This window comes from Bifidobacterium avesanii (assembly GCF_009299475.1).
In the GTDB taxonomy this organism is placed as follows: domain Bacteria; phylum Actinomycetota; class Actinomycetes; order Actinomycetales; family Bifidobacteriaceae; genus Bifidobacterium; species Bifidobacterium avesanii.
Map to the genome: position 1 here is coordinate 14322 of NZ_WBSN01000004.1, position 25666 is coordinate 39987.

General features: G+C 65.1%; 23 protein-coding genes, 2 tRNA genes and 1 riboswitch. Of the genes, 10 read left to right on the forward strand and 15 right to left on the reverse strand.

The genetic code is table 11. The features are described from left to right. Positions 1–20 precede the first annotated feature (20 nt). Both DSM100685_RS03175 and DSM100685_RS03180 read right to left on the reverse strand, forming a co-directional pair. On the reverse strand, positions 21–569 hold the full coding sequence (locus DSM100685_RS03175) for a type 1 glutamine amidotransferase domain-containing protein (RefSeq protein WP_152349912.1): 549 nt from the start codon (positions 567–569) through the stop codon (positions 21–23). 234 nt (positions 570–803) lie between these two features. Continuing rightward, positions 804–1640 (reverse strand): hypothetical protein, encoded by an 837-nt coding sequence (locus tag DSM100685_RS03180; RefSeq protein WP_152349913.1) that lies wholly within the window; start codon positions 1638–1640, stop codon positions 804–806. A gap of 188 nt (positions 1641–1828) precedes the next feature. Here DSM100685_RS03180 and DSM100685_RS03185 point away from each other — a divergent pair, with 188 nt between their 5' ends. Together DSM100685_RS03185 and DSM100685_RS03190 are read left to right on the forward strand one after the other, a co-directional pair. Then, positions 1829–2185, forward strand: coding sequence for a hypothetical protein (locus DSM100685_RS03185; protein WP_152349914.1), 357 nt, complete (start codon positions 1829–1831; stop codon positions 2183–2185). Between the two features lie 147 nt (positions 2186–2332). Further along, positions 2333–2839, forward strand: a complete 507-nt coding sequence (locus tag DSM100685_RS03190) for a GNAT family N-acetyltransferase (protein ID WP_163200902.1) — start codon at positions 2333–2335, stop codon at positions 2837–2839. A gap of 105 nt (positions 2840–2944) precedes the next feature. On the opposite strand, the gene DSM100685_RS03195 is transcribed toward DSM100685_RS03190, so the two are convergent. Both DSM100685_RS03195 and DSM100685_RS10670 read right to left on the reverse strand, forming a co-directional pair. Next, positions 2945–3271, reverse strand: coding sequence for a hypothetical protein (locus DSM100685_RS03195; RefSeq protein WP_152349916.1), 327 nt, complete (start codon positions 3269–3271; stop codon positions 2945–2947). 1022 nt (positions 3272–4293) lie between these two features. Next, a complete protein-coding gene (locus DSM100685_RS10670) occupies positions 4294–4839 on the reverse strand; it encodes a hypothetical protein (RefSeq protein ID WP_163200900.1) in 546 nt (181 codons plus the stop codon). Between the two features lie 224 nt (positions 4840–5063). Here DSM100685_RS10670 and DSM100685_RS03205 point away from each other — a divergent pair, with 224 nt between their 5' ends. Both DSM100685_RS03205 and DSM100685_RS03210 read left to right on the forward strand, forming a co-directional pair. Beyond that, positions 5064–6443, forward strand: coding sequence for a DHA2 family efflux MFS transporter permease subunit (locus DSM100685_RS03205; RefSeq protein WP_152349918.1), 1380 nt, complete (start codon positions 5064–5066; stop codon positions 6441–6443). Positions 6444–6493: 50 nt separating this feature from the next. Next, positions 6494–7510 (forward strand): lipocalin family protein, encoded by a 1017-nt coding sequence (locus tag DSM100685_RS03210; RefSeq protein ID WP_152349919.1) that lies wholly within the window; start codon positions 6494–6496, stop codon positions 7508–7510. A gap of 186 nt (positions 7511–7696) precedes the next feature. Here the strand turns inward: DSM100685_RS03210 and DSM100685_RS03215 are convergent, their stop codons facing one another. The 6 genes from DSM100685_RS03215 to DSM100685_RS03240 form a co-directional block, all read right to left on the reverse strand. Continuing rightward, positions 7697–7981, reverse strand: a complete 285-nt coding sequence (locus DSM100685_RS03215; RefSeq protein ID WP_152349920.1) for a hypothetical protein — start codon at positions 7979–7981, stop codon at positions 7697–7699. Positions 7982–8064: 83 nt separating this feature from the next. Then, the gene (locus DSM100685_RS10675) at positions 8065–8187 is read right to left on the reverse strand and encodes a LysM peptidoglycan-binding domain-containing protein (RefSeq protein WP_204314252.1); all 123 of its coding nucleotides are present in this window, start codon (positions 8185–8187) and stop codon (positions 8065–8067) included. Between the two features lie 540 nt (positions 8188–8727). Beyond that, entirely contained in the window at positions 8728–9393 is a 666-nt protein-coding gene (locus DSM100685_RS03225) for an Abi family protein (RefSeq protein WP_152349921.1), read from the reverse strand. Positions 9394–9599: 206 nt separating this feature from the next. Continuing rightward, a tRNA-Pro gene (locus DSM100685_RS03230) sits at positions 9600–9673 on the reverse strand. A gap of 122 nt (positions 9674–9795) precedes the next feature. Beyond that, complete coding sequence (locus tag DSM100685_RS03235; protein WP_152349922.1) at positions 9796–10197, reverse strand: DUF1304 domain-containing protein; 402 nt, start codon at positions 10195–10197, stop codon at positions 9796–9798. Between the two features lie 456 nt (positions 10198–10653). Next, positions 10654–10744 (reverse strand) — tRNA-Leu (locus DSM100685_RS03240). A gap of 144 nt (positions 10745–10888) precedes the next feature. Next, positions 10889–10952, forward strand: a riboswitch (guanidine-III (ykkC-III) riboswitch). A gap of 19 nt (positions 10953–10971) precedes the next feature. Between DSM100685_RS03240 and DSM100685_RS03245 the strand changes: the two genes are divergently transcribed. The 4 genes from DSM100685_RS03245 (at position 10972) to DSM100685_RS03260 (ending at position 15637) form a co-directional block, all read left to right on the forward strand. Further along, positions 10972–11286, forward strand: a complete 315-nt coding sequence (locus DSM100685_RS03245) for a DMT family transporter (RefSeq protein WP_152349923.1) — start codon at positions 10972–10974, stop codon at positions 11284–11286. A 124-nt stretch (positions 11287–11410) separates the two neighbouring features. Continuing rightward, a complete protein-coding gene (locus DSM100685_RS03250; protein WP_152349924.1) occupies positions 11411–12388 on the forward strand; it encodes an L-lactate dehydrogenase in 978 nt (325 codons plus the stop codon). Positions 12389–12491: 103 nt separating this feature from the next. After that, the gene (locus DSM100685_RS03255) at positions 12492–13769 is read left to right on the forward strand and encodes an ABC transporter permease (protein WP_152349925.1); all 1278 of its coding nucleotides are present in this window, start codon (positions 12492–12494) and stop codon (positions 13767–13769) included. A 482-nt stretch (positions 13770–14251) separates the two neighbouring features. Then, positions 14252–15637, forward strand: coding sequence for an MFS transporter (locus tag DSM100685_RS03260; RefSeq protein ID WP_204314251.1), 1386 nt, complete (start codon positions 14252–14254; stop codon positions 15635–15637). A 64-nt stretch (positions 15638–15701) separates the two neighbouring features. Here the strand turns inward: DSM100685_RS03260 and DSM100685_RS03265 are convergent, their stop codons facing one another. Continuing rightward, a complete protein-coding gene (locus DSM100685_RS03265) occupies positions 15702–16487 on the reverse strand; it encodes a TSUP family transporter (RefSeq protein ID WP_152349926.1) in 786 nt (261 codons plus the stop codon). 60 nt (positions 16488–16547) lie between these two features. Continuing rightward, positions 16548–16904 (reverse strand): nucleotide pyrophosphohydrolase, encoded by a 357-nt coding sequence (locus DSM100685_RS03270; RefSeq protein ID WP_152349927.1) that lies wholly within the window; start codon positions 16902–16904, stop codon positions 16548–16550. 331 nt (positions 16905–17235) lie between these two features. Between DSM100685_RS03270 and aroA the strand changes: the two genes are divergently transcribed. Continuing rightward, positions 17236–18606 carry a 3-phosphoshikimate 1-carboxyvinyltransferase gene (aroA, locus tag DSM100685_RS03275; RefSeq protein ID WP_163200896.1) on the forward strand — a complete coding sequence of 457 codons (1371 nt, stop codon included), beginning with the start codon at positions 17236–17238 and terminating at the stop codon, positions 18604–18606. A gap of 80 nt (positions 18607–18686) precedes the next feature. Further along, the gene (hisN, locus tag DSM100685_RS03280; protein ID WP_152349929.1) at positions 18687–19514 is read left to right on the forward strand and encodes a histidinol-phosphatase; all 828 of its coding nucleotides are present in this window, start codon (positions 18687–18689) and stop codon (positions 19512–19514) included. Between the two features lie 162 nt (positions 19515–19676). Here the strand turns inward: hisN and DSM100685_RS03285 are convergent, their stop codons facing one another. The 3 genes from DSM100685_RS03285 to DSM100685_RS03295 form a co-directional block, all read right to left on the reverse strand. Beyond that, positions 19677–20918, reverse strand: a complete 1242-nt coding sequence (locus tag DSM100685_RS03285) for an acetate/propionate family kinase (RefSeq protein WP_152349930.1) — start codon at positions 20916–20918, stop codon at positions 19677–19679. A gap of 143 nt (positions 20919–21061) precedes the next feature. Next, positions 21062–22732 carry a phosphate acetyltransferase gene (gene pta / locus DSM100685_RS03290; RefSeq protein WP_152349931.1) on the reverse strand — a complete coding sequence of 557 codons (1671 nt, stop codon included), beginning with the start codon at positions 22730–22732 and terminating at the stop codon, positions 21062–21064. A gap of 305 nt (positions 22733–23037) precedes the next feature. Next, a complete protein-coding gene (locus DSM100685_RS03295; protein WP_152349932.1) occupies positions 23038–25509 on the reverse strand; it encodes a phosphoketolase in 2472 nt (823 codons plus the stop codon). Positions 25510–25666: the final 157 nt, after the last annotated feature.

The window sequence follows — 25666 nt, forward strand, 5'->3', positions numbered from 1 at the left end:
GCTCGTGCGGCTAATGCGGCTCAGGCCAGAGCCTCCTTGATGGCGCCCACGAAGTAGTCGAGGTCGTCCGGCTTGCGCGAGGTGATGAGCTTCCAGCCGTTCGCGTCGTCCACGGTGAGCTGGCTGTCCACGTAGTGGCCGCCCGCGTTCTCGATGTCGGCGGCGATGTATCGGCACGGCGAGGCGGTCTTGCCGGCGATCAGGCCCGCGTTGACGAGCAGCCAGGCGCCGTGGCAGATCGCGGCGATCGGCTTGCCCTCATGCGCGAACTCCTGCGCCAGCTCGATGGCGTCCTGGTTCACGCGGATGCGGTCCACGTTGCACGTGCCGCCGGGCACCACAAGCAGGTCGTAGTCGGCGGCCTGCACGTCCGCGAGCAGCGCGTCCGGCTTGAGCGTCTCGCCCTCGTAGCGGTCGTGCCGCACGGTCTCGCACGGGTCGAGCGTGGTGGCGGCGAGCGTCACCTGGGCGCCCGCGGCCTTGAGGTCGCGCAGCGGACGGGTCAGCTCCGTCTCCTCGATGCCCCAGTTGTTCACGATGATCAGCACCTTGGCGTTTTCGACGGCCATGGTTTTACTCCTCCTCGTAAGTCCGATGTTGATGGTCCGGCGTGGCGAACCACTGCCCATCCTATTACCGGCCGGTCCGCGGCCGGTCCCCGGTTGTGCCCCGGTCGGGCCGCGGCGCATTGTCGCAAACTTGTGAAAATGCGCTTCTGACGGGGCATATGGCGTACTTTTCAGTCTCTCAGAGGGCGAAAACAACAAGTTTGCGATGCCTGTTCGCGATGTCCATTTCGACCGTCAGGCGACGAAGCGCAGGTAGGTGCGGTCGTCGAACGAGCCCAGACCCGCGGCGAAGCCCTTGGTGGACGGGTATTCGTCGATGAGGGCCGGGTCCTCGCGCCTGAGCCGTTCCAGCTCGCGCTCTGATTCGGCGAGCGTGGGCTTGAGCAGGGGATAGCCGTCCGAGGCGAGCACCACCTCGTCGCCGGGGTTGACCGGCACCGTGTGGACGGGATACGTCGGATCGGTGAACCCGTCGAATACGAAGTAGCCGTACTTGCCGCGGCGGTTCGCGAACTGCGATTGCAGGCGCAGGAACGGCATGATCATCTCGCGCGCGGCGTCCGGGGCGGGAGAGTCGCCGCCGGGGGAGGCCTCGCCTTCGCCGGCGCGCAGCCGCAGCGCGTGCGCCGCGAAGGACCGCAGCTCGCCCAGCAGCTCGTCCACGCGCTTGACGGTGGGCATCTGCACGCCGTTCACCATGATCTGGCAGTCGCCGAACAGCCACGCCTCCCCACGGGCCGCGCTGAACACCACGGCGTTGGCCTGCAGACGCTCCACCGGGTTGCGCTCGAAGAACGCCGGTCCCTGCGGATGCGCCCGGTACGCCGCGCGGAACCGATCGTCCACCGCGCGCTGGACCCCGCGCATGTCCGCGTCGGCCGGCAGACCCGCGACCGCCTCTAGCAGCAGGTCCTTCGCCACCACGCCGCCCGACGGGCTCCACGGCCGGCGCTCGCTTTTGCTCGTCACCCCGTCCGTCACCACGGCGAACGCGTCGCCCACGAGCATCCCGTCCTCGTTGAGCGACTGGTCCGCGTGTTTGCCCCTGCAGCATTGCTCGATGACGTGCATGACGTCCTCCTGTCCGCTATCCGACGCCATTTTATCCGTGGCCCGTCCGCCGGCGCGCGCCATGCGGCCGCAGCCCGTATGATGGTCCGGGCCCGACTGCGACCGGCTTCGGCTTTGGCCCCGGCTTCGGTGGAGGCGTCGGGAACCAAGAACCAGAGGAACCAATTTCCCACAAGGAGAGGAATTCAGTGAAGAAAATCATCACCGCGATGACGGGAACGGCCGTGCTTCTGACCCTGTGCGCCTGCGGGTCTGCCCCGGCCTCCAACCAGCAGACCTCGGCCGCGCCGGCCGGGCCGACGCTCTCGTCCATCACGGTCACGTACGACGGTCCCACCGATCCGGGCACCGAAATCAACGATCTGAGCAACCTGAAGATCGAGGGCCAGTACAGCGACGGCGCGACGAAGGCGCCGGAGGGCTGCGAGCTGCTCAGCGCCGTGACGCTGAAGGCCGCGACGGGCTCCCTCGTGACCGTCGTCTGCGGCGACGTGACCGGCGACGTGGTCGTCACCGGCGCGGGCGACGCCAAGGCCGAGGAGTAAACCCGGCGCGCGTGCGGCGAAATGACGGGCCGGATGCGGCGTTTCCCGGATTCCATGTGCGAATGTGGCGCTTGGGATCGCGGATTTAGCTGCGTTCGGCCCGTGGTGTTCGGTTGCCCGATGCGGGCATACCGCTACAGTGGCGGCATGGGCTTTCTCATCCGCAGGTACCGTTCCGCCGATGCGGCGGCGACGATGGCCGTGTTCCGCCGGTCGGTCATCGGGCTGGCCTCGCGCGACTACGATCCCGAGCAGGTCCGGGTGTGGGCCGATCGGGCGGGGGATGTGCGGCGGTGGGACCGGCGGCGGTCGGCCGTGGACACGTGGGTGGCCGTTTCGGCAGGGGGTGGCGACGCGGTCGTGGGCTTCATCGACGTTGACGGGAGCGGATACATCGACATGCTGTTCATGGACCCCGCCCATGCGCGGCAGGGCGTGGCGTCGGCGCTTCTGGGAGAAGTCGAACGGCATGCGGCCGAGTGGGGGATCGCGGGCCTGAGCGTGCATGCGAGCATCACCGCGCGGCCGTTCTTCGAGCGCTACGGTTTCCGCGTCGTGCGGGTCCGGCATCCGCGGATTGGGAGCGTGCCGTTTGTGAATTACCTGATGGTCAGGGCCGTGAACGGTGGCGATGGTTCGTGGCAGCCGCGATAACCGTCAGGCGGTGATGACGCGGTAGCTGAGGGCGTCGATGCGCATCCGCGTGACGTCCGGGCGTCCACAAGCAGTTCAGCGCGGTTCAATACAGTCACACCCGTGTTACGGATATGACGGGTCGTCCCCCTCGGCATGCGGCCAAATGACGGCGAACATGCGATCGCACGCATCCATGGCGGCGGCAACGGGATCATTTCCCCTACCCAGCGATGCATAGCGGGCGAGTCTGTCCGGGTCGATCCACGACATGCCCTCCAACCAGTCCTCATATCGTTCGATCATGTATTCGCAGGCCATGTCCCGCGCCGTGCAACCGGGATGGAACATGGCGTGATAGGGATGCCCGTCGGCGGCGTCCTGCCAATAGCCGACGATATAGCCGGTGATTTCATGTATGAGTTCGCCGTATGCGGGATTGGTTCGGTCCATGGCTGGCGCTGACGGCGTTCTCGTTCCGGATGACATGGGTCCTGGAATAGCAAACGGCGATGACCGACGACGCGCCCTGCCGAGACGCGATGATGATGGGGATTCCCGGTTTCTGCCTATACTTGTGATTGCAATGCCCCGGAACGTCACTCGTGCGAAACATCATGATTCCCCGGGGATTTTTTAACGGCAAAGCCCCGCTTCCCAATCGGGAGTAAGGTTTACCGGTCGGGGCCGCGGGATTTGAACCCGCGACATCCCGTTAGGAATCGGTGATTTTTGGCTTAAGCTAACCGTCTTGGTTAACCACAGAAACCTTGGAATCAAGCCATTTTCGAGTTTCTGGTTTCTTGGTTCAGACCGCTGTGATTGGTGAATCGTGACGGTCATTGTTAGCAAAATGTTAGCGTCTCAGAGCTCGGGAACGGCGGAAACGCTTGGCGTGTCGCTAATGTCATTCTGGAGTTATGTTAGCGCTCTTGAAGTCTACGTCCGCTTGCTTCGTCGGCTGCGGTATCGAGGAGAGCGGCACATGCTCCCTATTCATCTGATTGCGACTGAGCAACCCCTTGCCGGTTTGAAGGGTCGCTTCGCTGGTTTCCGCGAGCTTCGTCAGTTGTGTTTCCGCTGCAATGACGCCGTTTTGCCGACTTTCGCGAGCTTCGTTGATTGCCGCTGATTTCGCTGTTCTCCGAGGTCATTGCGTCCCCATCGACGCAGGTGTTCTCAGTCGAATGCGACATAATGACTGCGGAGCGGCGACAACCGGCGACGAGGCGTTCATTCGGACCGCTCATGCGAAACGCAGCCGGTGCGAGGCCCTCCATCGTTGCCCGGTTCGCTCTACGTGCAGTGGGATGCCGAACATCGATTCGAGCCTTTCGTCGGTAAGGCCCTCGCCTATCGGCCCGGCGAACGTGATGGTTCCAGGCGTTGTATTGTCTGTTCCATGATGATTGATGGGTGATTGATGGGTGTCCGTGTGATGATGCCGTTGATGCGTATGGGTGGGAGGATGGCCGTCATCGCCCGCCGGGAATACGCGCGGCGATGGCGTTGAGGTTTTCGGCGACCGCCGCGATGATCTCGTCGTCGCTTTGCCCGCCCTCCAGCTTGAGCAGTCCGAGCGAGTGGAGCGTACCGGCGATGGAGAAGACGGCGGCGATGCGCTCGTGCTCGTTCGCCGCATGGGCGGAATACCGTTCGACGAGCATCGACTCGATCTTGCGGAACATGACTTCGGGGCGGTCGCCGAACAGGATGCGCAAATCGTCGATCTGGCTGTCGACGGCCGGTCTCCAGCCGTTGAGGAACGCGAGCGGATCGGACAGGATCTTGTCCTTGGCGGGGTAATGCTCCAGCATCGCGTCGATGGTTTCGTCCTCGAGTTTGTCGTTCAGGTCGTAGACGTCGAGGTAATGCTTGTAGAACGTGCTCGGGTTGACAAGCGCAAGGTCGCAGATGTCCTTGACCTTGACCTTCGATGCCGGAACTCCCGATGCCCGCAGGCGCAGAAACGCCTCGCGGATCGCCTTGCGGGTCTTGACGATGCGTAGATCGGTCATCATGCCCCTTTCGTCTGTTCGTTTGTCGGTGGCGTCATTCCCTCGCCGACCATAAGCCGAGTGTTATACGACGATTCGGGCAAATCGTCGCATAAGCGAGGAATGTCGCATATCGGTGGTTGCCGTCCGTTGCGTTTCGATGATAATTGATGCTCGTTGAATAATCAACAACTATTGTTTATCGGAGTGTTATTGTGAAACTTGGCATCAACAGGAAACAATGGATCATGGTCATCGTGCTGCTCATGGGCACGTTGCTGGCCGTGCTCAACATGGCGGTGGTCACGCCGGCGTTGCCGTCCATCATGAAGGACCTCGGCGTGGATTCCACCACCGTGCAGTGGCTGTCCAGCGGCTATTCGCTAGTCGAGGCGATGGTCATCCCGCTCGCCGCGTTCCTCATGGGACGCTTCTCCACCCGCAGGCTGTTCATCGGCTGCATCTCATTGTTCGCGGCCGGCAGCCTCGTCGCCGCGTTCGCACCGACCTTCCCCCTGCTCATGGTCGGCCGTGTGTTGCAGGCCCTGTGCACCGGCGCCATCATGCCGATGGTCACCGCGGTGATCCTGCTCGTGTTCCCCAAGGAAAGCCGAGGAACGGCGATGGGCATCACCGGACTGGTCGTCGGCTTCGCCCCGGCGCTCGGCCCGTCCATCTCCGGCGTGATCATCGACTCGTTCGGCTGGCGCACGCTGTTCGTCATCATGGCTGCCGTCGCGCTGGTCGTCATCGCTTTGGCCGCCGTCTACCTGCGCAACTTCGACGGATTCCAACCGGGCGCGTTCGACCCCGTCTCCGTGCTGCTCTCCTCGGTCGGCCTGGCATGCCTGCTGTACGGACTGTCCACGTTCACATCCACCGGCAACATGGCGCTCACCGTCGCGCTGATCGTCATCGGCGTACTGCTCGTCGCCGTGTTCGTACGCCGACAGCTCAAGGCGAAGGAACCGATGCTGCGTGTCGGCATCCTCGACAACCGCACCTACGCGCATTCGGTGATCATCGTGGCGTGCATGCAGGCGGCCCTCATGGGATGCAACGTCATGGTGCCGATGTTCATCCAGACCGTGCTCGGCGCATCCGCCACCGCCAGCGGGCTCGCCATGCTCCCCGGCGCCCTCATCGGCGCATGCTGCGGCATTGTCTCGGGCCGTCTGTTCGACAAATACGGCATTCGCAAGGTCGCCCTGCCCGGCCTGACGGTCATGACCATTGGCGGCGTGCTCATGGCGCTGCTCGGCGCCGATGCTTCGGTCGTCGTCACCGCATGCGCCTACACCGTGCTCTACGCGGGACTCATGTTCGCCATGACCCCGGTGAACACCTGGGGCATCAACGCGCTCGACAACGAGAACATCGGACACGCACAGAGCGTCACCAACACCGTCGGACAGATCGCCTCCTCGATGGGCACCGCCCTCATCGTGTCCATCTCCGCGCTGTCCACCACACTCGCGCCCACCGCCACCGAACACGCGCAATCCATACTCGGCTCGACGCTGGCATTCGCCGCCATCGCCGTCATCCTCGCGGCCGCCCTCATCACGGCGCTCCTGACGACGCGGACTCGCCGTGGCGCGACGGAACGGACCCTCGCCGGACGGTGACCGAACCGACAGCGCAACGACAAACACAGGACCAAACGAAACGAGACAAAATGAACACCACGAACAACTCGCTGACCCACAACATCCGCACCTTCCGCCACGGCACCGAACCGCTGGTGGACCCCATCCGGGACACCTTCATCCGCACCGACAAAGCCGGCAACTCATGGTTCTGGGTCGGCCATTTCGAGGCGGACGGACACACCCTCGACTTCATGTACCACGTCAGCGTCCTGCAGCTCTCCAAATACCTGCCGGTGCGCATGATCAACAGCGTGCTGTCCATCACCGATGAGACCGGGCACGTCTACCGCCACGAGGACCGCTTCTACAAGGTCAGGCGAGGACAGGTCGCAGGGCAGGGACTGCGCATCCGCACCGACAAGGACGTCGTCGAAGGCGACCTCGACAACATGCGCATCGCATCGGCCATGCCGAACGGATCCATCTATCTCGACCTGCACGGCACCAGATACCCGCTCTACAGCCTCGGCACCGGCTACTTCCAGATCGCCGGGGTACCCAACTACCAATACTCGTTCCCGCACATGGCGGCCAAAGGCGTCATCACTCTCGACGGCCAACGACACGAGGTGGAGGGCATGGTATGGATGGACCGCCAGTTCGCCGGCATGCCCAAAGGCAGAAGCCTCAAAGACGGCTACAACTGCAAATGGCTGTGGATGAACCTCTGCTTCGACAACGATCCCGACGTGATCAGCCTGTGGGGCGTGACCGAACTGGCCACCGGCGACGAACACTGCTGGGCGAGCGTCCTGCACCAAGACGGCACCCAATCCTTTACCGGCGTGGATCCGATGGTCGAGGACTCCTTCAATGTGTGGGAAAGCCCCGTGACCGGCATGAAATATCCGACCGGATGGACCGTCTCCATCCCCGAATGGGAAGCGAAACTCACCGTCACGTCCATCATGGACGAACAGGAAATCGCCTCGCCGAACCCCTCCGGCCGCAAATACGAAGGCGCGAGCAAGGTGGTCGGCACCTACCGGGGACGCCCGGTGACGGGCCACTGCTGCCTCGAACTCGTCGGCGGATGGAACTAGCGACACCGGTTTATCCTCCCGAAAGCACCGGCATCGGTCCAATTGCACCAACCTACCGAAGAAAGCCACAACCCGACGAACTGGTGAACAAGGGATTTGGAATGGGCGCTGAATAGCCTTTCGGGGGCTCTCGCACAAGTTAAGCCCGTCTCGCGCACAACACGAGACGGGCTTAACTCCTTGTTTTTATTTAGCTTCACTGTCTTTGCTGAGCTTGCCGCTGAACGCCTGATTCACCAAGGTGTAGACGGCTTGTGCGACGCCGATGACTCCGGTGAGGACGATGCCCCACCCGTAGCCGTGGAAGCCGTTGGTGGCGGCGATGGCGATGACGCCGAGCAGGATGCTCACGCCAAGGGATGCGAGGCCCACGTAGTCGGCGGGGATGTACTTCTTGAACGCCTGCACGAGCGCGGGTGCGACAAGGGCGACGATGCCGGCGGCGAGGGTGGTCGCTGCGGAAATATCCATAAATCTTCTCCTTAGGTTGGTTTGGATATGGAAGCTGCGGCCTCCGGCGCGGTGCCGAAGGCCGCAAACGGTTCAGCCGCTGCCTAGTAGCGCAGCTGCTGTCCGGGGTAGATTAGGTTCGGGTTCCTGAGGTTGTTGAGCTGGGCGACGTGCTGCCAGCCGGAAGCACCGAAGATGCCGCTCAGGGTCTCACCATTCTTGACCACGTGAATCCGCACATTCGTGTTGAACGGCGCTTGCGGTTAGTGTGCCGTTGCCGCGGTAAGTGGCGGTCTAGGCGGGCCAGATGCGGTTGCTGTTCCCGGAGACACACTCCGCGTGGTCGCCAGCCAGAGTCCGATATGTGAAGTGATGCCGCTGGTGGTGTCGCCGGAACTGCATCCGGCACCCGCATTCGACCGAGACCGCGATAAGCGGGATAAGTCAATGTGCGATGCTCGACCGACTGTTGACTCGTCTGGACGCCAGCGAGATCGGGGGGGGGCAGTCAATCCGTCAACGCTGGAATTGAGCTTCGGGACGGTGGAATCACTCTGCATGTCGAAACACGGTCCAAGAAGATTGTCGCTGGTTTCCTGAGCTTCGTCAGATGCGTTTTCGTTGCAATGACGCCGTTTGGTGACTTTCGCAGAATTCGGTGATTGCCGTTGATCTCGCTGTTCTCCTCGGTCATTATGCCCCGGTTGCGTTCACGGCGGCGCAGGTGCTCCCCGGTCGAACGAGACGGAATGACTGAGAAGTCGAAATTAAGGACGCCTTGCGCGTAATGCCGGTACTCGTGATTGGCTGCGGATCCAGTCGGCCGCCTTCGGGTCGATGACGCGGGCGATCCACAGCAGGTTTTCCCACTGGGAGTCGAGATACCCCCGTTCAGCGTCCGCGTCCGGTTGGATGAGCGGTTCCTGATGACTGCACCGGTTGCGCATATTCAACAATTGAATGACGTGCGCCTCGAATTCCTTACGCCGACGTGACCGATAGTAGGGTATGCCGCCGTTGGCCTTGTCCCGGAGAGCTTTCCATACGGTCGGCTCCAGTTTGCGCACCAGCAGGAATCGCCACGAGTCCAATGACAGCCCCGCGATCACGCGATCCGAAGTGATGTCGTGACCGGCATAGCGGATGCGTCGTTTGACGCGTTCGACGGCCTTGCGGAATTCATAGTCGAACCCGAAATAGTCCGCTTGGTCGAACCAGTCCTCCCGACCGCAGTCGGATGCGAGTCGGACGGAGATGAAGTTGCGCAGCATGACCTCGACGTGTGCGATGTCCTCGAAATACGCCTTGGACATGCGCGTGTTCCACACGTACAGCGCAATCGGGTCCAACGCCGATTCCTCGTATCGTCTCATGCGTTCCGCGGAGAACCAGTCGCGCAAACCAGCAACTGTGGCTTGCGCATCATCGGTCACGAAGCCTATGCTAACGAGTGCAAGGCCCCGTGAAAGTCACTCATGCGAAACATCATGAAACTCCGGGGTCAACGTATATCCGTGTCGGTCCCTGGCTGCTGAGGGGCATCGACTTCGTGCGATCATCGTTACCGAATGTGTACCGGGAAGCATTCCCGCCAGCAATGACGAAGCCCCAAATCCCAATCGGGAGTAGGGCTTACCGGTCGGGACAGCGGGATTTGAACCCGCGACATCCTGCTCCCAAAGCAGGCGCGCTACCAAGCTGCGCTATGTCCCGTGCGTGTTTCGCCGCATGGCATGCGGGCGATGGCACAAATCATCAGTATAACGCATGGCCGGACCGGGTGATGCCTTCGAAAGCGACGCGGCCCGGTCCGCGGCTCTGCCAGCAGAAATCAGTCATACCAATGCGGCGATCAGCAGGAACAGCAGCGAGAGTGCGGGGAATGCGAACTGTTTGACGGCGGCGGAGCGCTTGTCGGGGCTGCCCGTGAACAGCACCAAGGCGGCGAGCGCCATCGAACCGGTGCCGGCGACCAGCAGCGTGGCTCCGACGGCGATATGGCCCAGTAGCGCCAGAGCCGCGCCGGTCAGCGCCATGATGCCGAGGAACAGGTTGTAGAACCCCTGATTGTAGGCCATTTCCCGGGTTGCCTCGGCCTCCTTGGCGGACGCGATGGAGAAGACGCGCATCGTCTTCGGGTCCGTCCAGCGGAATGATTCGAGGACGAAGATGAAGACGTGGAGCAGGCCGGCGAGGATGGCGAACGCGCAGGAGACGATGAGCGGGGAGAACGGCACGGGGATTCCTTTCCGATTCGGGGGAGAGAGCGCAAGACTGGCTGCGCTCGGCACGGTCTTACGATAGTGCGGACCGGGGTCGGGGCGCCGTGCGTCCGCCGAGGGCGCAACAGGATGTCAGGGTTCCCGCAACGGCCATGATCTTGGCGGCGATCACCGTAGGGATGGGCTCGTTGCGATGTCGGGCGTGCTGTCCGCCGTCTGCCGGGCGGTTGCGACGGGAATCGGGGGAACTGGGGACGGTATTTTCGATTTGTGTGGTCGATTTTTGCGGATCGTCCGGGTATCAGCGTTGCCATATCGCCGGAATGACGTCATGGCTATCGGGAGAATCGTGGAAAAACAACCACACAAATCGAAAATACATATGCGGCAGTCCACTACGTAGCTGCTGCGCACCGGATTTGGGCTCCGGTGAAAACGCAAAGGGCCCCGCGTTCGCACGCAGGGCCCTGATGGTGTCCGGGATGAGACTTGAACTCACACGCCTGTATAAAATAGGCACTAGCACCTCAAGCTAGCGCGTCTACCATTCCGCCACCCGGACAGGTGTCGTTGTTAGGCAACGGGTAGGTACTTTATCGATCATGTGCGCGCCCGTCAAATCGCGACACTCCGGTGCGGTCCGCGATGCGGTTTGAGGATGGTCCGACGATTCCGCTCCCATGCGCCGCTTCGTGCTACCCTAAAGGCAGAGCCGCGTCGTCGGCTCCCGGACGATGGACAAGTACCCGGCCTCGACAAGACTTGCCATACGACGAGGAGCAGCGGGTCATGGCATGGTTCGTTCTGATTGTTTCCGGTATTTGCGAGTCCGTATGGGCCATCGCGCTCGACCGTTCGGAGGGGTTCTCCCGACTTGCGCCCACGGTGGCGTTCGTCCTTGGTCTGGCGGCCAGCATGGGAGGGCTCGGCTATGCGATGCGGTACATCCCCGTAGGCACGTCCTATGTGGTCTGGGTGGGCGTCGGGGCGGCCATCACCGCCGTGTACGGCATGGCGAGCGGCGAGGAACCCGTCTCGTGCGCGCGTGTGCTGCTCGTTGCGGGATTGGTGGCCTGCGCCGTCGGTCTCAGGCTCGTCCGCTGACTCTTCGTCCCGCCGATTCGTTTTCGGACCATTCCGGGGACGACTGGGGAAACGCGTGTATGGTGTGCTGCGGAGTCGCGCATGCGGGACGCGCATCGCGCGCAGCGAAGGGAAGGAACGGGCCATGGTCACCTCGCACAGGAGCCGCGTGGTCGTCGTCGGCACGGGCAGCGTGGGGTCGGCGGTGGCCGGCGCCATCGTGCTGCAGGGGCTGTGCGACGAACTCGTACTCATCAACCACAACCCCGACAAGGCCGAAGGCCTCGCCATGGACCTCATGGACGGCTCCGAGTTCATCGGGCGCTTCGTCTCCATCCGGCGCGGGGACTGGTCCGACTGCCGCGACGCCGACGTGGTGATCGTCACCGCCGGGCCGAAGCCGAAGCCGGGGGAGACGCGGTTTCAGGAGCTCGGCGCCGCCATTGACATCGTCGATCCGATCCTGCGCGCGATCACGCGTTCCGGATTCAACGGAATCCTCATCATGGTGTCCAATCCGGTCGACGTGATGAGCTGGTTCGCATGGCGCCGCACCGGGCTGCCCCGCGCGCAGGTGCTCGGCTCGGGGACCGCGCTGGACACCTCGCGCATGAAGGCGATCATCGGCGAAATCACGCGCCTTGACCCGCGCATGGTGTCCGGCTACGTGATCGGCGAGCACGGCGAATCCCAGTTCGTGCCGTGGTCCACGGTCTCGTTCATCGGCAAGAGCTTCACGCAGTACCTTCAGGACAACCGGGAGCGCTACGAGGGCGTCACAACGGAGGTCATCGAGGAGCGGACTCGCGAGCGCGGCATGGCGATCAAGGCGCTGCGCGGCGGCACCAGCCAGGGCATCGCCGCCACGGTGGCCGGTCTGACCCGCACGATCCTGTGGAACGAGCGCCGGGTGATCCCCGTCTCCACGCTGATCGACGGCGAATACGAATACGACGAGCACGACGTGTTCCTGAGCCTGCCGGTCGCGCTGGACGCCGACGGCGTGGGCGACTTCGTGGACCTGCACCTGACCGGCGACGAACTGGCCAAATTCCACGAGTCCGCACGCGTCGTCCGCGAGCACTGCGTCCTGATCGCCGACCGGCTGCGGTGCCAAAGCTGACGGCTCCGAGCGAAATGTCGGGCGCCGGTCCGGGCGAAGCGGTATAGAATCGGGATGCCGCCGAGTGGCGGCGCTTTGCGATGCGCGGAGGGAGGAATCGGACATGGGACGGCATCAACGGGCGGAGACCTCCGGCCTCATCTCCTTCCTCGTCTGCTCGCTGGTCTGCGCCGTCGCCATGAAGGCGTTCGTGGAACTCGCGCCGCCCATCTGGCAGGTGTCCCGGCGACTGTTCACCGTGTCCGCCGGCATGATCACCGCGTGCGGCGTGCTCTCGTTCGCCATCGGCTACGCCCGGCACTCGCGCTCGTGGAACCTCGACCACGGCTGGTTCACGCCCATCCGCCGCGCGTTCGAGGTGCTGGCCCTCTCCATCGTGTACGCGTCCACCATCTTCCTGTGCGCGTTCGCGATCCTCGGCGTCATCAGCTCGATGATGGGCTCGTTCCTCGTCTATCTGCCGTGGATCACCGCGGGGTTCGCCGGCGTGGTCGGCTACCTCACCTTCGTGCAGGCCGACCTCATGAACGCCAAGACCATCGCCTCGCTGCTGCCGTTCTTCGTGCTCTCCGGCGTCACCACGGCGGGACTCACCACCGACGACCCGTACTGGTACAACAACAACTTCTCGCAGCTCGGCGACCGCACCACGTTCGCGGCCCGCATGTTCAACTCCACGCTCATCCTCGCTGGCGTGTGCATCATCATCGTCAGCTACTTCGCGGTCTCCGAGCTCATCACCACGCACCGGCTGCGCGTGCGCTGGCAGAGCGACCACGCCGACGCCACCGCGGGCCGGGCGGTGGGGGAGATCGCCCACTTCCGTCTGCGCGCCGGGCTGCTCATGGGCTTTCTCACGCTCGCCGGCCTGTTCTTCATCGGCATCGGCACGTTCCGCTACACGCCCCACCCGCACACGCACGACTTCTTCGCGCGCGGACTGCCGATGATCATGAGCGTGCTGCTCATCATCCTGCCGTGGCTCGCCCCGCAGCTGTCCAAGGCGACGTTCGTGATCGGCGACCTCGCCATCGGCGTGTGCGGCGTCGCCACGCTCATCTGGCTGAAGGGCGACAACACGCTCACCAACGTGGAAGCGCTCTCCGGTCTGGTGTTCCTTGGGTGGTTCATCGTGTTCGCCCGCCAGATCGCCGCGATCGAGGCCGACCGCGTGGCCGCGCAGCTCGTCTACGCGCAGCTGCACGCCGGCGGCTCGCCGCGTCCCGCGTCCGCGTCCGCGTCTGCGTCCGCGGCTGAGGCTGTGGCGACGGTGGCGGGCAAGGCCTCGGCGGCGGCTTCGACGATGGCCGGCAACGCCGGGTTCCCCGGCAAGCTCGACCGCGTGTCCGGGCTGGAATCCCGTCTGCCCGCCGACCGCTGACGGGAGCCGGCGGAGGGAGCGGGTTGCGGAGCTGGCGCGTGTCGGCGGAGGCGGGGGAGCCGGACTCGGGTGCGCGGTGGCGGGCCATGCTCCGGACGTGGGTCGAGCATGCGATGGGACGCGGTGGATGCGGCCGCACGACGGGAACGGATTGCGGAGCTGATGCGTTTCGGCGGAAGCTGGGGAAGCGGGCGCGTTCCGGGTGCGCGCTGGGTGCATGCCGGGGTGCGTGACGGATGTGACGGATGCGACGGATGTGCATTGGACGCGTTGCGGTTGTGCTGCGGTCGTGCTGCGGTCGTGGTGCAAGTCCTCCCTATGTAGCATTCGTCACAGAAACCCGATGAATCTTCCATCGTCAATCGGTTGACGTCCAGCAGACGCGCATGAAGGGCATATAGTTTGCGTCGTTGCGATGTTTACGTAAACATTTTGGTTGCGCAATCATCGCTGGTCATCGCAGCGCAGAGGAAGGAATGGCAATGACCGCCAGTGCATTGATGGACAGGGAGACCGCCGCGGATTCGGCGAGTCCCGCGGAAGCCGCAATAAACAAGCGCCCGGCTGATTTCGGGAAGGGACAGGGCGCGGCGGAGCGCGAGGCCGTCCCGGGGAACGAGCCGGACTACGGCGTGCGCGACGCCGACCAGCCCAAGCTGCCCGTGCGGCTCGGACTCGGCCTGCTCGTCGGCCCCGCCTGCTGGATGCTCGCCTACGTGGGCGTGTCCGCGACGCTGCTGCCCGCGAAGCTTGACTTCTTCGCGCCCGACCAGAAGGTCGCCCTCATCCCGCTGTTCTCCACCATCGCCATGGTCGCCGCCACCATCTCCAACATCATCGCCGGCGCCCTGTCGGACGTGACCCGCACGCGCTTCGGCAGCCGCAGCCCGTGGATCGTGGGAGCCTCCTTCGCCTGCGCGCTCATGTTCGTGTGGCTCGCGTTCTCCTCCACATGGCCCATGCTGCTGGTCACCTGGACCCTGTACAACGTGGCGCTCAACTGCGTCACCGCCCCGATGATCGCCCAGCTGTCCGACCGCATCGCCCCGCGCTGGCGCGGCACGGTCTCCTCGTTCTGGGGCATCGGCATGGCCATCGGCAACTACGGCTCCGGCCTCATCGCCGCGCACTTCATCGCGGACAACGCGGCGGCCACCACCGGCGTGCTCATCTTCGCGGTCATCGCGGCCGTGGGCGGCGTGGTCTCCCCGCTCATCATGCACGAGCCCTCCAACCGCGGCGTGGCCCGCACCGCGTTCGACCGCGACGCGATCAAGCGCTACTTCATGTTCCCCACCCGCAACTGCCGCGACTACTACCTCGCCCTCGCCGGCAAGATGCTCATGGTCACCGGCCAGTACGTCATCGTGGGCTACCAGCTGTACATCTTCTCCGACTACATGAGGCTGGACGACGCTGGCCAGACCGCCGCGATCTCCACCATGTCGCTCATCCTCATGATCACCGGCATCGTGTTCTGCGTGATCGCCGGGCCGCTGTCCGACCGCTTCCACCGCATCAAGGCGCCGGTCGCGGTCACCACGATCATGCTCGGCGTGGGCGCGTTCTTCCCGTTCTTCGCCGCGCAGCCGTGGACCATGTACGCCTACGCGCTGATCGCCGGCATCGGCATGGGCGCCTACAACGCCGTCGACCAGGCGCTCAACGTGGCCGTGCTGCCTGATCCGAAGACCGCCGCCAAGGACCTCGGCATCATCAACATGGCCAACACGCTCGGCCAGGTGTTCGGCCCCGCCATCGCCGGACTCGTCATCACCACGCTCGGATACCGCGCCATGTTCCCGGTCGAGACGGTGATCTGCGTGATCGGCGGCCTGCTCATCCTCGCCGTGAAGCGCGTGCGGTAACCGTCGCAACGGTTGCCGACTGGAACGGCCCCGGTTCGCGGAGACGCGTATCGGGGCCGATTTATTATGCGATCACGCCCGCCAGCTCCAGCGCCGTGCGCGCGAACAGCAGCACCAGCACGCCCACGATCACCGGCCGGACGATCCTCGTGCCGTCCTTGAGCACCAGACCGGCGCCCAAGTAGTGGCCCACCATGCCGAACACGCCGGCGACGAGGCCGACGACCCACCACATCTGCCCGCTCAGTGCGAACGTGACGATCGAGGCGACGTTCGCGGACAGGTTCCAGATCTTCATGTCGCCCGAAGCGTCGTGCAGGCCCATGCCGGCGACCGCGGTGAACGCCAGCAGCGTGAACGTGCCCGAACCCGGGCCGTAGAACCCGTTGTACAGCCCGCACGCGAGGGAGCATGCGGCCACGAGCAGCCAGCGGCGTCGCGCCGGCATGGGACGGTCCTTGGCGGCGAAGCTCTTCTTGCGCAGCACCACCACGGCGATGAGCGGCAGCAACGCCAGCAGCACGTAGCGCAGCACGCCCTCCGGCACCAGCAGCGTGACGCGGGCCCCGCCCACACTGCCCGCAAAGCCGAACAGGGCCGCGGGTACGGCGAGCTTGACGTTCACAAAGCCGTTGCGGCACAGGCGGACCGTGGACGTGGTGGAGCCAAGCCCCGCGGACAGCTGGTTCGTGGCGATGGCCAGATGCGGCGGCACGCCAGCGATGAGGTAGGCGGGCATGGTGATGAGCCCGCCGCCGCCCGCGACGGCGTCCACCATGCCGCCGACGAGCACCAGCGGGCAGACGATGAGCAGGGTGATCCACAGTGGGGGCAATGCAGTCAAATCCATGCGCATCAGGGTATGAAGCGCGTGTTACGGGCGCGGCGGGCCGTCCGCATGCCGGCGGGTTCAGGCCATCTCTCCGCGCGCGGCCCAATGCCGCTCCTGCGCGGCCTCCGGGTTCTCGCGCATGAGTTTCGCTGGATACTTGCGCTTGGTCTTCTCCAACTTGGCGAGGATGATCTCGTCCATGTCCACGCCGAGCCGGTCGGCCATCATGATGCAGTAGGTGAGCACGTCCGCCAGCTCCTCGCGCACGTGCTCGTCGTCCAACGTCGGCGACTGCGGCGTCCACTGGTAGCATTCCAACAGTTCGGCGCCTTCGATCATGATGGACTTGGCCAGATTCTCCGGCGTGTGGTATCGCTCCCAGTCCCGTTCCGCGGTGAAATCCCGCACGGCCTGAATCGTGGACTCGCTGATCATGGTTTGTTCCCCTCTCGACGGTCGATATCCGAGTCGATATCCGAACTATATCGGCTTCCGAGGGCAGATTTCGGCATGTGCGGGGATCTACTTGGCGCTCCGAGGGCACCATACATGGATCGCCCACGCTTTTGCGCTGCGGAAAATGGCGAAAAACGGCGGAAAACAAGGCATCATAGCGGTTGGATCGTGCGCGAGTGCCATGCGTGGTGCCCTCGGAAGGCCAAGTAGATGTCGACGGAACATGAAATCCGCCCTCGGAAACGCAAGTACCGTCCACCATGGCGACCATCACCCGCCGACGGACGTGCGGCACGGTACCATGCAGGGTATGACTACAACGAGCAACGCCACCGCCGAAGCGCTGTGGGACGCCCCGGCCGCGGCCGGCCCACTGAACGCCACGGTCACGATCCCCGGCAGCAAATCATTGTCGAACCGCTATCTCATCCTCGCCGCGCTCGGCTCGAAGCCGGTCACGCTGATCGGTCTGCTGCGCTCTCGCGACACCGAACTCATGATGGGGGCGCTGGGGGCGCTGGGCGTGCGCTGCGACGCCGACCCCGCGACGCCCACCACCGTGACGGTCACGCCGCCCGCCGGCGGTCGCTTCCACGGCGACGCGGACGTCTACTGCGGTCTGGCTGGTACGGTGATGCGCTTCGTGCCGGGGCTTGCGCTGTTCGCCGACGGTCCCGTGCGCTTCGACGGCGACGAGCAGGCGTACGCCCGTCCGATGAAGCCGGTGCTTGACGGTCTGGAGCAGCTGGGCGCGACCGTGGAGTACCACGGCGAGGAGGGCAAGCTGCCGTTCACCGTCACGCCGCCGAAGTCCGCCGCCGCTGAATCGGCCGCCGGATCGGCCGCTGGGCCCGCCGTGGTGTCCATCGACTCGTCCGGCTCCTCCCAGTTCATCTCCGGGCTGCTGCTCGTCGGCGCGCGGCTGCCGCACGGTCTCGAACTGCATCACACGGGGGAGAAGACCCCCAGCCTGCCCCACATCCGCATGACCGTCGCCGACCTCAACGCCGCCGGCGCGCATGCCACCGCCGACGAAGCCGCCCGCACGTGGCGCGTGGAACCGGGAAGCGTGCAGCTGCCCGACCGCGTGGTGGTGGAGCCCGACCTGTCCAACGCGGCGCCGTTCCTGGGCGCGGCGCTCATCGCCGGGGGATCGGTGCGCGTGCCGCACTGGCCGGAAACCACCACCCAGCCCGGCGGCCTGCTGCCCGGCTATCTGGAGCGCATGGGCGCGCAGGTGAGCTTCCCCGAGGAAAACGGCGTCCGCTACTGCGAGGTGCGTTCCGACGGGCATATCCACGGCCTCGGCGACTTCGACCTGACCGCCGCGGGGGAGATCGCCCCGTCGCTCGCCGCGATACTGGTGTTCGCGGACGCGCTCACGAACCTCACGGGCATCGGGCACCTGCGCGGCCATGAGACCAACCGCCTCGCCGCGCTCGTCGCGGAGATCACGCGCGTGGGCGGCACGGCGGGCGAGCTGCCGGACGGGCTGCGCATCGAACCGGTGCCCGCCGGGCGCCTGCACGCCGCGGACATGGAAACCTACGCCGACCACCGCATGGCCACTTTCGCCGCAATGCTGGGCCTGAGGATCCCCGGCGTCCGCGTGCGCGACGTGGCCACCACGCGCAAGACCCTGCCCGACTTCACCGGCATGTGGGCCACGCTGCTGGGCTGAGGCGCGGCTGCGTGGCGCTGGAGCATAGCCCGCAGCACGACTGCAACAACTTGTAACAACTAAGGAGCACACGAACCATCATGAGCGCACACACGCTATACGAAACCCGTTCCTACACGGACGAACTGGCCGGCAACCCCCATCTGGACGACCTCCTGCTCACCCTGCGCCTCGCGGACGCGGCGGACGAAATCACCACCGCCCGCTTCGGCGCCATGGACCTGCACGTGGAGACCAAGCCGGACAACACGCCGGTGAGTGACGCCGACCGCGCCACCGAACGCGCCATCCGCGACATCCTCGCCAAGGAGCGTCCCGACGACGCGATCTACGGCGAGGAGCTCGGACGTTCCGAATCGACCGGCCGGCGCTGGATCATCGACCCGATCGACGGCACCAAGAACTACGTGCGCGGCGTGCCCGTGTGGGCCACGCTGATCGGCCTGCAGGAGGGCGACGATCTGGTGGTGGGCGTGGTGTCCGCGCCGTGGCTGCACACCCGCTGGTTCGCGCTCAGGGACGGCGGCGCGTACATGGGCCGCGGCCCCGAGGCGGCCACGCGCATCCACGTCTCGAAGGTGGCCAAGGTGGAGGACGCCTCGATGAGCATGTCGTCGCTGACCGGCTGGCGCGACCGCGGCGACCGCGACAAGCTCATCGCCCTGACGGATTCCATGTGGCGCCTGCGCGGCTTCGGCGACTTCTGGAGCTACATGCTGGTGGCGCAGGGCGCAGTGGACGCCGCCGCCGAGCCGGAGCTCGACCTGTACGACATGGCGGCCCTCGTGCCGATCGTCACCGAGGCGGGCGGCCGGTTCACCGATCTCGACGGCAACCCCGGACCGTGGGGCGGCTGCGCGCTGGCCAGCAACGGACTGCTGCACGAGGCGATCCTCAAGGCGCTGTAGGCCGCTATCCGCGGGGGGGGTACCTCCCGCAGGCCATTTCCCGACGGCCATCCGCCGCATGAACATATGAGGATGAGCATAAGAAAATCCCCGGAACGCTTGGGCATCCCGGGGATTTTCATTGCTCGGCCGCGTCAGTCAAACACGGCCATATGCGTGGAATCAGGCCTCGTCGACCGGCTCGACCACGTTGCCGTAGGAGTCCTTGCCGGCCACGGCGATGGCGGCGGACTTGCGGGCGATGGCCAGCTCCTCGTTGGTCGGGTAGATGGCGATGATCACGGAGGAGTCCGGGGTGGAGATGACGCGCGGCTCCTTGGAGCGGGTTGCGTTCTTCTCCTCGTCGATCTTGACGCCGAACGGGGCGAGCTTGTCGCACACCATCTTGCGCACGATGTCGTCGTTCTCGCCGACGCCGGCGGTGAAGGTGATCACGTCCACGCCGCCCATCTGAGCGGTGTAGTTGCCGATGTAGCCGACGATGCGGTGCACGTAGACCTGCAGGGCGAGCTTGGCGTCCTCGTTGCCCTCGGCGGCCAGACGGTGGACCTCGCGCATGTCGCCGTAGCCGGTGAGGCCGGCCAGACCGGACTTCTTGTTGAACAGGGTGTCCAGCTCGTCCACGTTCATGTGGGCGTTGCGGATCAGGTGGAAGACCACGGCCGGGTCGATGTCGCCGGTGCGGCCGCCCATGACCAGACCCTCGAGCGGGGTGAGGCCCATGGAGGTGTCGACGGGCTTGCCGGAGATCTGGGCGGAGGCGGAGGCGCCGTTGCCGATGTGCAGGACGATCTGCTTGAGGCCCTCGGCCGGCTTGCCGATGAGCTCCGGGACGACGGAGCCGACGAACTCGTGGGAGGTGCCGTGGGCGCCGTAGCGGCGGATGTGGTACTGCTCGGCGATCTGCTTGTTCAGCGCGTAGGTGCTGGCCTCCTTCGGCAGCTGGAAGAAGAAGGAGGAGTCGAAGACGAAGATCTGCGGCACGTCCGGCAGCAGGGCGGTCATGACCTCGGCGCCCTTGGCCTCCGGGCCGTTGTGCAGCGGGGCGAGCACGGCGAGGTCCTTGACCTGGCCGATGGTCTTGGCGTTGACCAGAGCCGGCTGCGGGAAGATGGAGCCGCCCTGCACCACGCGGTGGCCGACGGCGACGATGCCGGCCTCGTCCAGGTTCGGGCCGTACTCCTTGAAGAAGCCGAGGACGCGCTTGAGGCCCTGCTCGTGGTCGTGGATCGGCTCGGTGAGCTCGTGCTTCTCGCCGTTGTACTCGTGCTTGTAGTGGCCGTCGATCGGCTCGCCGATCTTCTCGACGAGGCCGGAGGCGAGGCCTTCGCCGGACTCGAGGTCCACCAGCTGGTACTTGATCGAGCTGGAGCCGGAATTGATGACAAGGACGGTTTTCGCCATTTGGGCTTCCTCCATGTGTTTGTTGATTGCCGCCTGACGCGGCTTACCGTTGTTTAGATTACTCGCTGCTTGCTACAAATGCGGATGCGAAGCCGCGCAAAAACGGGCGCCTCCCGTCCTCGAACGGAAGGCGCCCGGGAGTCTCACTGGGCTTCGATGGCGGTCAGCGCGACGGTGTTGATGATGTCCTGGACGAGGGCGCCGCGGGACAGGTCGTTCACCGGCTTGTTGAGGCCCTGCAGCACCGGGCCGACGGCCACGGCGCCGGAGGAGCGCTGGACGGCCTTGTAGCCGATGTTGCCGGCGCACAGGTCCGGGAACACGAACACGTTGACGTGGCCGGCCACGTCGTTGCCCTTGGCCTTGGTGGAGGCCACGACCGGGGACCAGGCGGCGTCGAACTGGATGGAGCCGACGACCGGGAGCTCCGGGTCCTGCTCCTTGACGAGCTTGGTGGCCTCCTCGACGAGGTCCACGTCCGGGCCCTTGCCGGAGCCGAGGGTGGAGTAGGACAGCATGCCGACCTTCGGGTCGATGCCGAAGGCCTTGGCGGTCTCGGCGGACTGGATGGCGATCTCGGCGAGCTGTTCGGCGTTCGGGTTGAGGTTGATGGCGCAGTCGGCGAACACGGCCACGTGGTCCTTGAAGCACATGAGGAACGCGCCGGAGACGAGCTTCTGACCGGGCTTGGTCTTGATGACCTGCAGGGCCGGGCGCACGGTGTTGGCGGTGGAGTTGATGGAGCCGGAGACGAGGCCGTCGGCCTTGCCGAGCACCACGAGCATGGTGCCGAAGTAGGAGGCGTCGGTCAGCTGCTTGCGGGCCTGCTCGGGGGTCATGCCCTTCTTGGCGCGCAGCTCGCACAGCTTCTCGGTCATCGGGGCGAGGACCTCCTCGTCGTCCATGGCCTGGAAGGTGGCCTTCTCGAGGTTCTCGAGGCCAAGCTCCTTGCCGCGGGCCAGGATCTCGTCCTTCTTGCCCACGATGATCAGGTTGACGATGTCGCGCGCGAGCAGGTAGTCGGCCGCCTTGATGATGCGGTCCTCCTGACCCTCCGGCAGCACGATGGTCTTCTTGTCGGCCTTGGCCTTGCCCAGCAGGCCGTACTGGAAGGCGTACGGGGTGACCGGGGCGTCGAAGTCGGCGTCGAGCGCGGCGAGTACCTCCTCGGCCGGCGCGTTCTCGACGAACGCCTCGGCGGCGGCTTCGGCGCCGCCCTCGGCGGACACGTCCACCTTCGGCAGGACCCACACCGGCACGCCGGCGTCGGCGAGGGCCTCCTTGTCGGGGACGACCTGCTCGGGCTCGGCGCCGGTGACGAACACGCCGATGACCTTGGTGCCGGCGGCCTCAACGGCGGCGGCGGAGGCCTTGACGGTGGCGGCGAGCTGCTCCGGGGTGCGGTCGATGGTGCACACGGCGAGGAACACGGGGGAGGCGAGGTCGGCGGCCACGTCGGCGTTGAAGGCGAAGGCGGCCGGATCGTTCACGGAGGACTTGTCGGTGCCGACCACGACCATGGCCTCGGCGCCGGAGGCGGCGACGGCCTCATGGTAGGCGGCGACGATGTCGGCGCGGGCGCCGGCCTTGTCCTCGCGGGCGCGCTTCGGGCATACGCCGACGGACTGCTCGCTGCTCAGGCCGGCGTTGGCGGCGGCGACGAGCACGTCGGTGAAGGTGTCCTTCTTGCACACGGCCGGACGGAACACGCCGGTCTTCTTGGCGGAGGCGAGGGCGTTGACGACGCCAAGGGCGACGACGTTGCGGCCGTTGGCGGCTTCGGGGCTGATGATGGTGACACTGGTAAGACTCACGGGTCTCTCCTGTTCGTAACTATCCAATGACGTGACTGCCTTGTTCACATCTACGCCACAGTCTAGTGAGCGAACCCGAAAAGCGGGGGAGATTTGCCCTCAATTGCCGCACGGGCGAATGTGATGTACGCCACAGTACGCTGCGCCGCGGTGCTGCGTACTGTGCGGCGCGCGACGATTTGCCATATGACACACGCGGCGGGGGAGGGCACCAAACATGCGAAAGGGGCCGTTCCCGAACCGAAGTCCGGGAACGGCCCCTCACTGGCCTAGCTATGCGCTATGCGATCAGACGATCAGCGAGATCACTCGTTGTCGCCGCCGGTCGCGGCGGTGGCGTCGATGGCGACGTCGTCACCCTTGACCTCCGGCCACACCCAGTCGGTGTAGTCCGGGTGATCGTAGCCGTTGTCCACCGCGAACTGGAAGGCCTCCAGACGGAAGTCGTTCAGCTTCTTGATCTCGTCGGCGTACTTGGCGGCGTCGATGATTTCGAGGGCGGAGGCGGTCAGGCAGTAGCGATCCATGTCGTTGACGCGAACCATGTCGAACGGCGTGGTGGTGGAGCCCTGCTCCTTGTAGCCGTGGACGCGGAAGTTGTCGTGGTTCGGACGGCCGTGGATCAGGCGGTAGATGGAGCCCGGGTACGCGTGGAAGGCGAACAGGACCGGCTTGTCGGCGGAGAAGAGCTTGGTGAACTCCTCGTCGGACAGGGCCTGGTCGTTCTCCTCGGCGTCCTGGATCTTCAGCAGGTCAACGACGTTGACGAACTGGACCTTGAGGCCCATCTTCTGCAGCTTGTCGTTGGCGGCCAGGGCTTCCATGGTCGGCACGTCGCCGCAGGAGGCGATGACGATGTCGGCGTCCTCGGCGTCCTTAGCGTTGGAGGCCCAATCCCAGCGGGCGGCGCCCTTCTCGAGCTCGGCGGCGGCCTCGTCGATGGTCTGGTAGGTCGCGGCCGGCTGCTTGCCGGAGAAGATGGCGTTGATGCAGTTCTTGGACTTGTAGCAACGCTCGGCGACGGTCAGCAGGGAGTTGGCGTCGGCCGGGAAGTAGATGTTGACCACGTGGTCGTTGTTGAAGTTCTTGTTGAGCAGGATGTCAACGAAGCCCGGGTCCTGGTGCGAGAAGCCGTTGTGGTCCTGGCGCCACACGTGGGAGGAGATCAGGACGTTCAGGCCGGCGATCGGCTTACGCCACGGGATCTCGCGGACGGTGGCCTCGAGCCACTTGGCGTGCTGGTTGATCATGGAGTCGATCACGTGGGCGAAGGACTCGTAGGTGCTCCAGATGCCGTGGCGGCCGGTGAGCAGGTAGCCCTCGAGGAAGCCTTCCATCTGGTGCTCGGAAAGCTGCTCGACGACCTGGCCGGTGACGGCCATGTGCTCATCGGTGAGCTCCGACAGGTAGCCGGCGTCCCACTGCTTGTTGGTGACCTCGTAGGCGGCGGCGAGACGGTTGGAGGCGGTCTCGTCCGGTCCGAAGATGCGGAAGTCGGTCGGGTTCTTGCGGATCACGTCGCGGGTGTAGTAGCCCAGCACGCGGGTCGCCTCGGTGGCGCCCCAGCCGTGGCCGTGACCCTTGATATCGACCTCGTAGTCGCGGATGTCCGGGAGCTCGAGCTCCTTGAGCAGACGGCCGCCGTTGGCGTTCGGGTTCTCGCCGATGCGCAGCTCGCCCTTCGGCATGAAGGCGGTGACTTCCGGCTTGACGGCGCCGTTCTCGTCGAACAGCTCCTCCGGCTTGTAGGACTCGAGCCAGTTCTTGAGGACCTCGAAGTGGGCCTCGGTGTCGCGGGCGGAGGCCAGCGGCACCTGGTGGGCGCGCCAGGAGCCCTCGGTCTTCTTGCCGTCGATGAACTTCGGGCAGGTCCAGCCCTTCGGGGTGCGGAAGATGATCATCGGGTAGAACGGACGGTGCACGTCGTCGGTCTGAGCGGCGGCCTTGATGTCGCAGATCTCGTCGAAGACGGTCTCGAACAGCTCGGCGAAGCGACGGTGGATGGACATGTGGTCCTCATCGTCGAAGCCGGCGACGAACTCGTACGGCTCGTAGCCCATGCCGTGGAAGAACTCGTGCAGCTCCTCGTCGGAGATGCGGGAGAGGATGGTCGGGTTGGCGATCTTGTAACCGTTGAGGTGCAGGATCGGCAGCACGATGCCGTCGGTGCGCGGGTTGACGAGCTTGTTGGACTGCCAGCCGGTGGCCAGCGGGCCGGTCTCGGCCTCGCCGTCGCCCACGATGCAGGGGACGAACAGGCTCGGGTTGTTCATGACCGCGCCGTAGGCGTGGGACAGGGCGTAGCCCAGCTCGCCGCCCTCGTGGATCGAGCCCGGGGTCTCCGGGGCGAAGTGGGACGGGATGCCGCCCGGGTAGGAGAACTGGCGGAAGAACTTCTGCAGGCCAGCCTCATCCTTGGTGATGTTCGGGAAGTACTCGGTGTAGGTGCCGTCCAGGTAGGACTGGGAGGTGCCGGCGGGGCCGCCGTGGCCCGGGCCCATGATGAACACGGTGTTCTGGCCGTGGTCGGCGATGAGACGGTTGATGTGGCCGATCAGGAAGTTCAGGCCCGGGGTGGTGCCCCAGTGGCCGACCAGACGGTGCTTGACGTCCTCACGGGTGAAGGGCTCCTTCATCAGCGGGTTGCTGCGAAGGTAGATCTGACCGATGGAGAGGTAGTTCGCCGCGCGCCAGTACTTGTCGACGCCTTCGAGCGATTCCTCGGAAACCGGAGCGTTCAGCTTCTTCCAAGGGGTGCCAATAACAGGATTCGTCATGTGTACTCCTGTACTCCTGCACATAAAGTGCGATTGATTATTTCCATGTGGCCGTGGGCTCCGCGAGCTCCGTGGAACCGCGGTTTTCCCTCGTCCAGTCGTGCTTCATGGTACGGGATGCTTACGACTTTTTGGCCGGTATTGTGACGCGATGTTA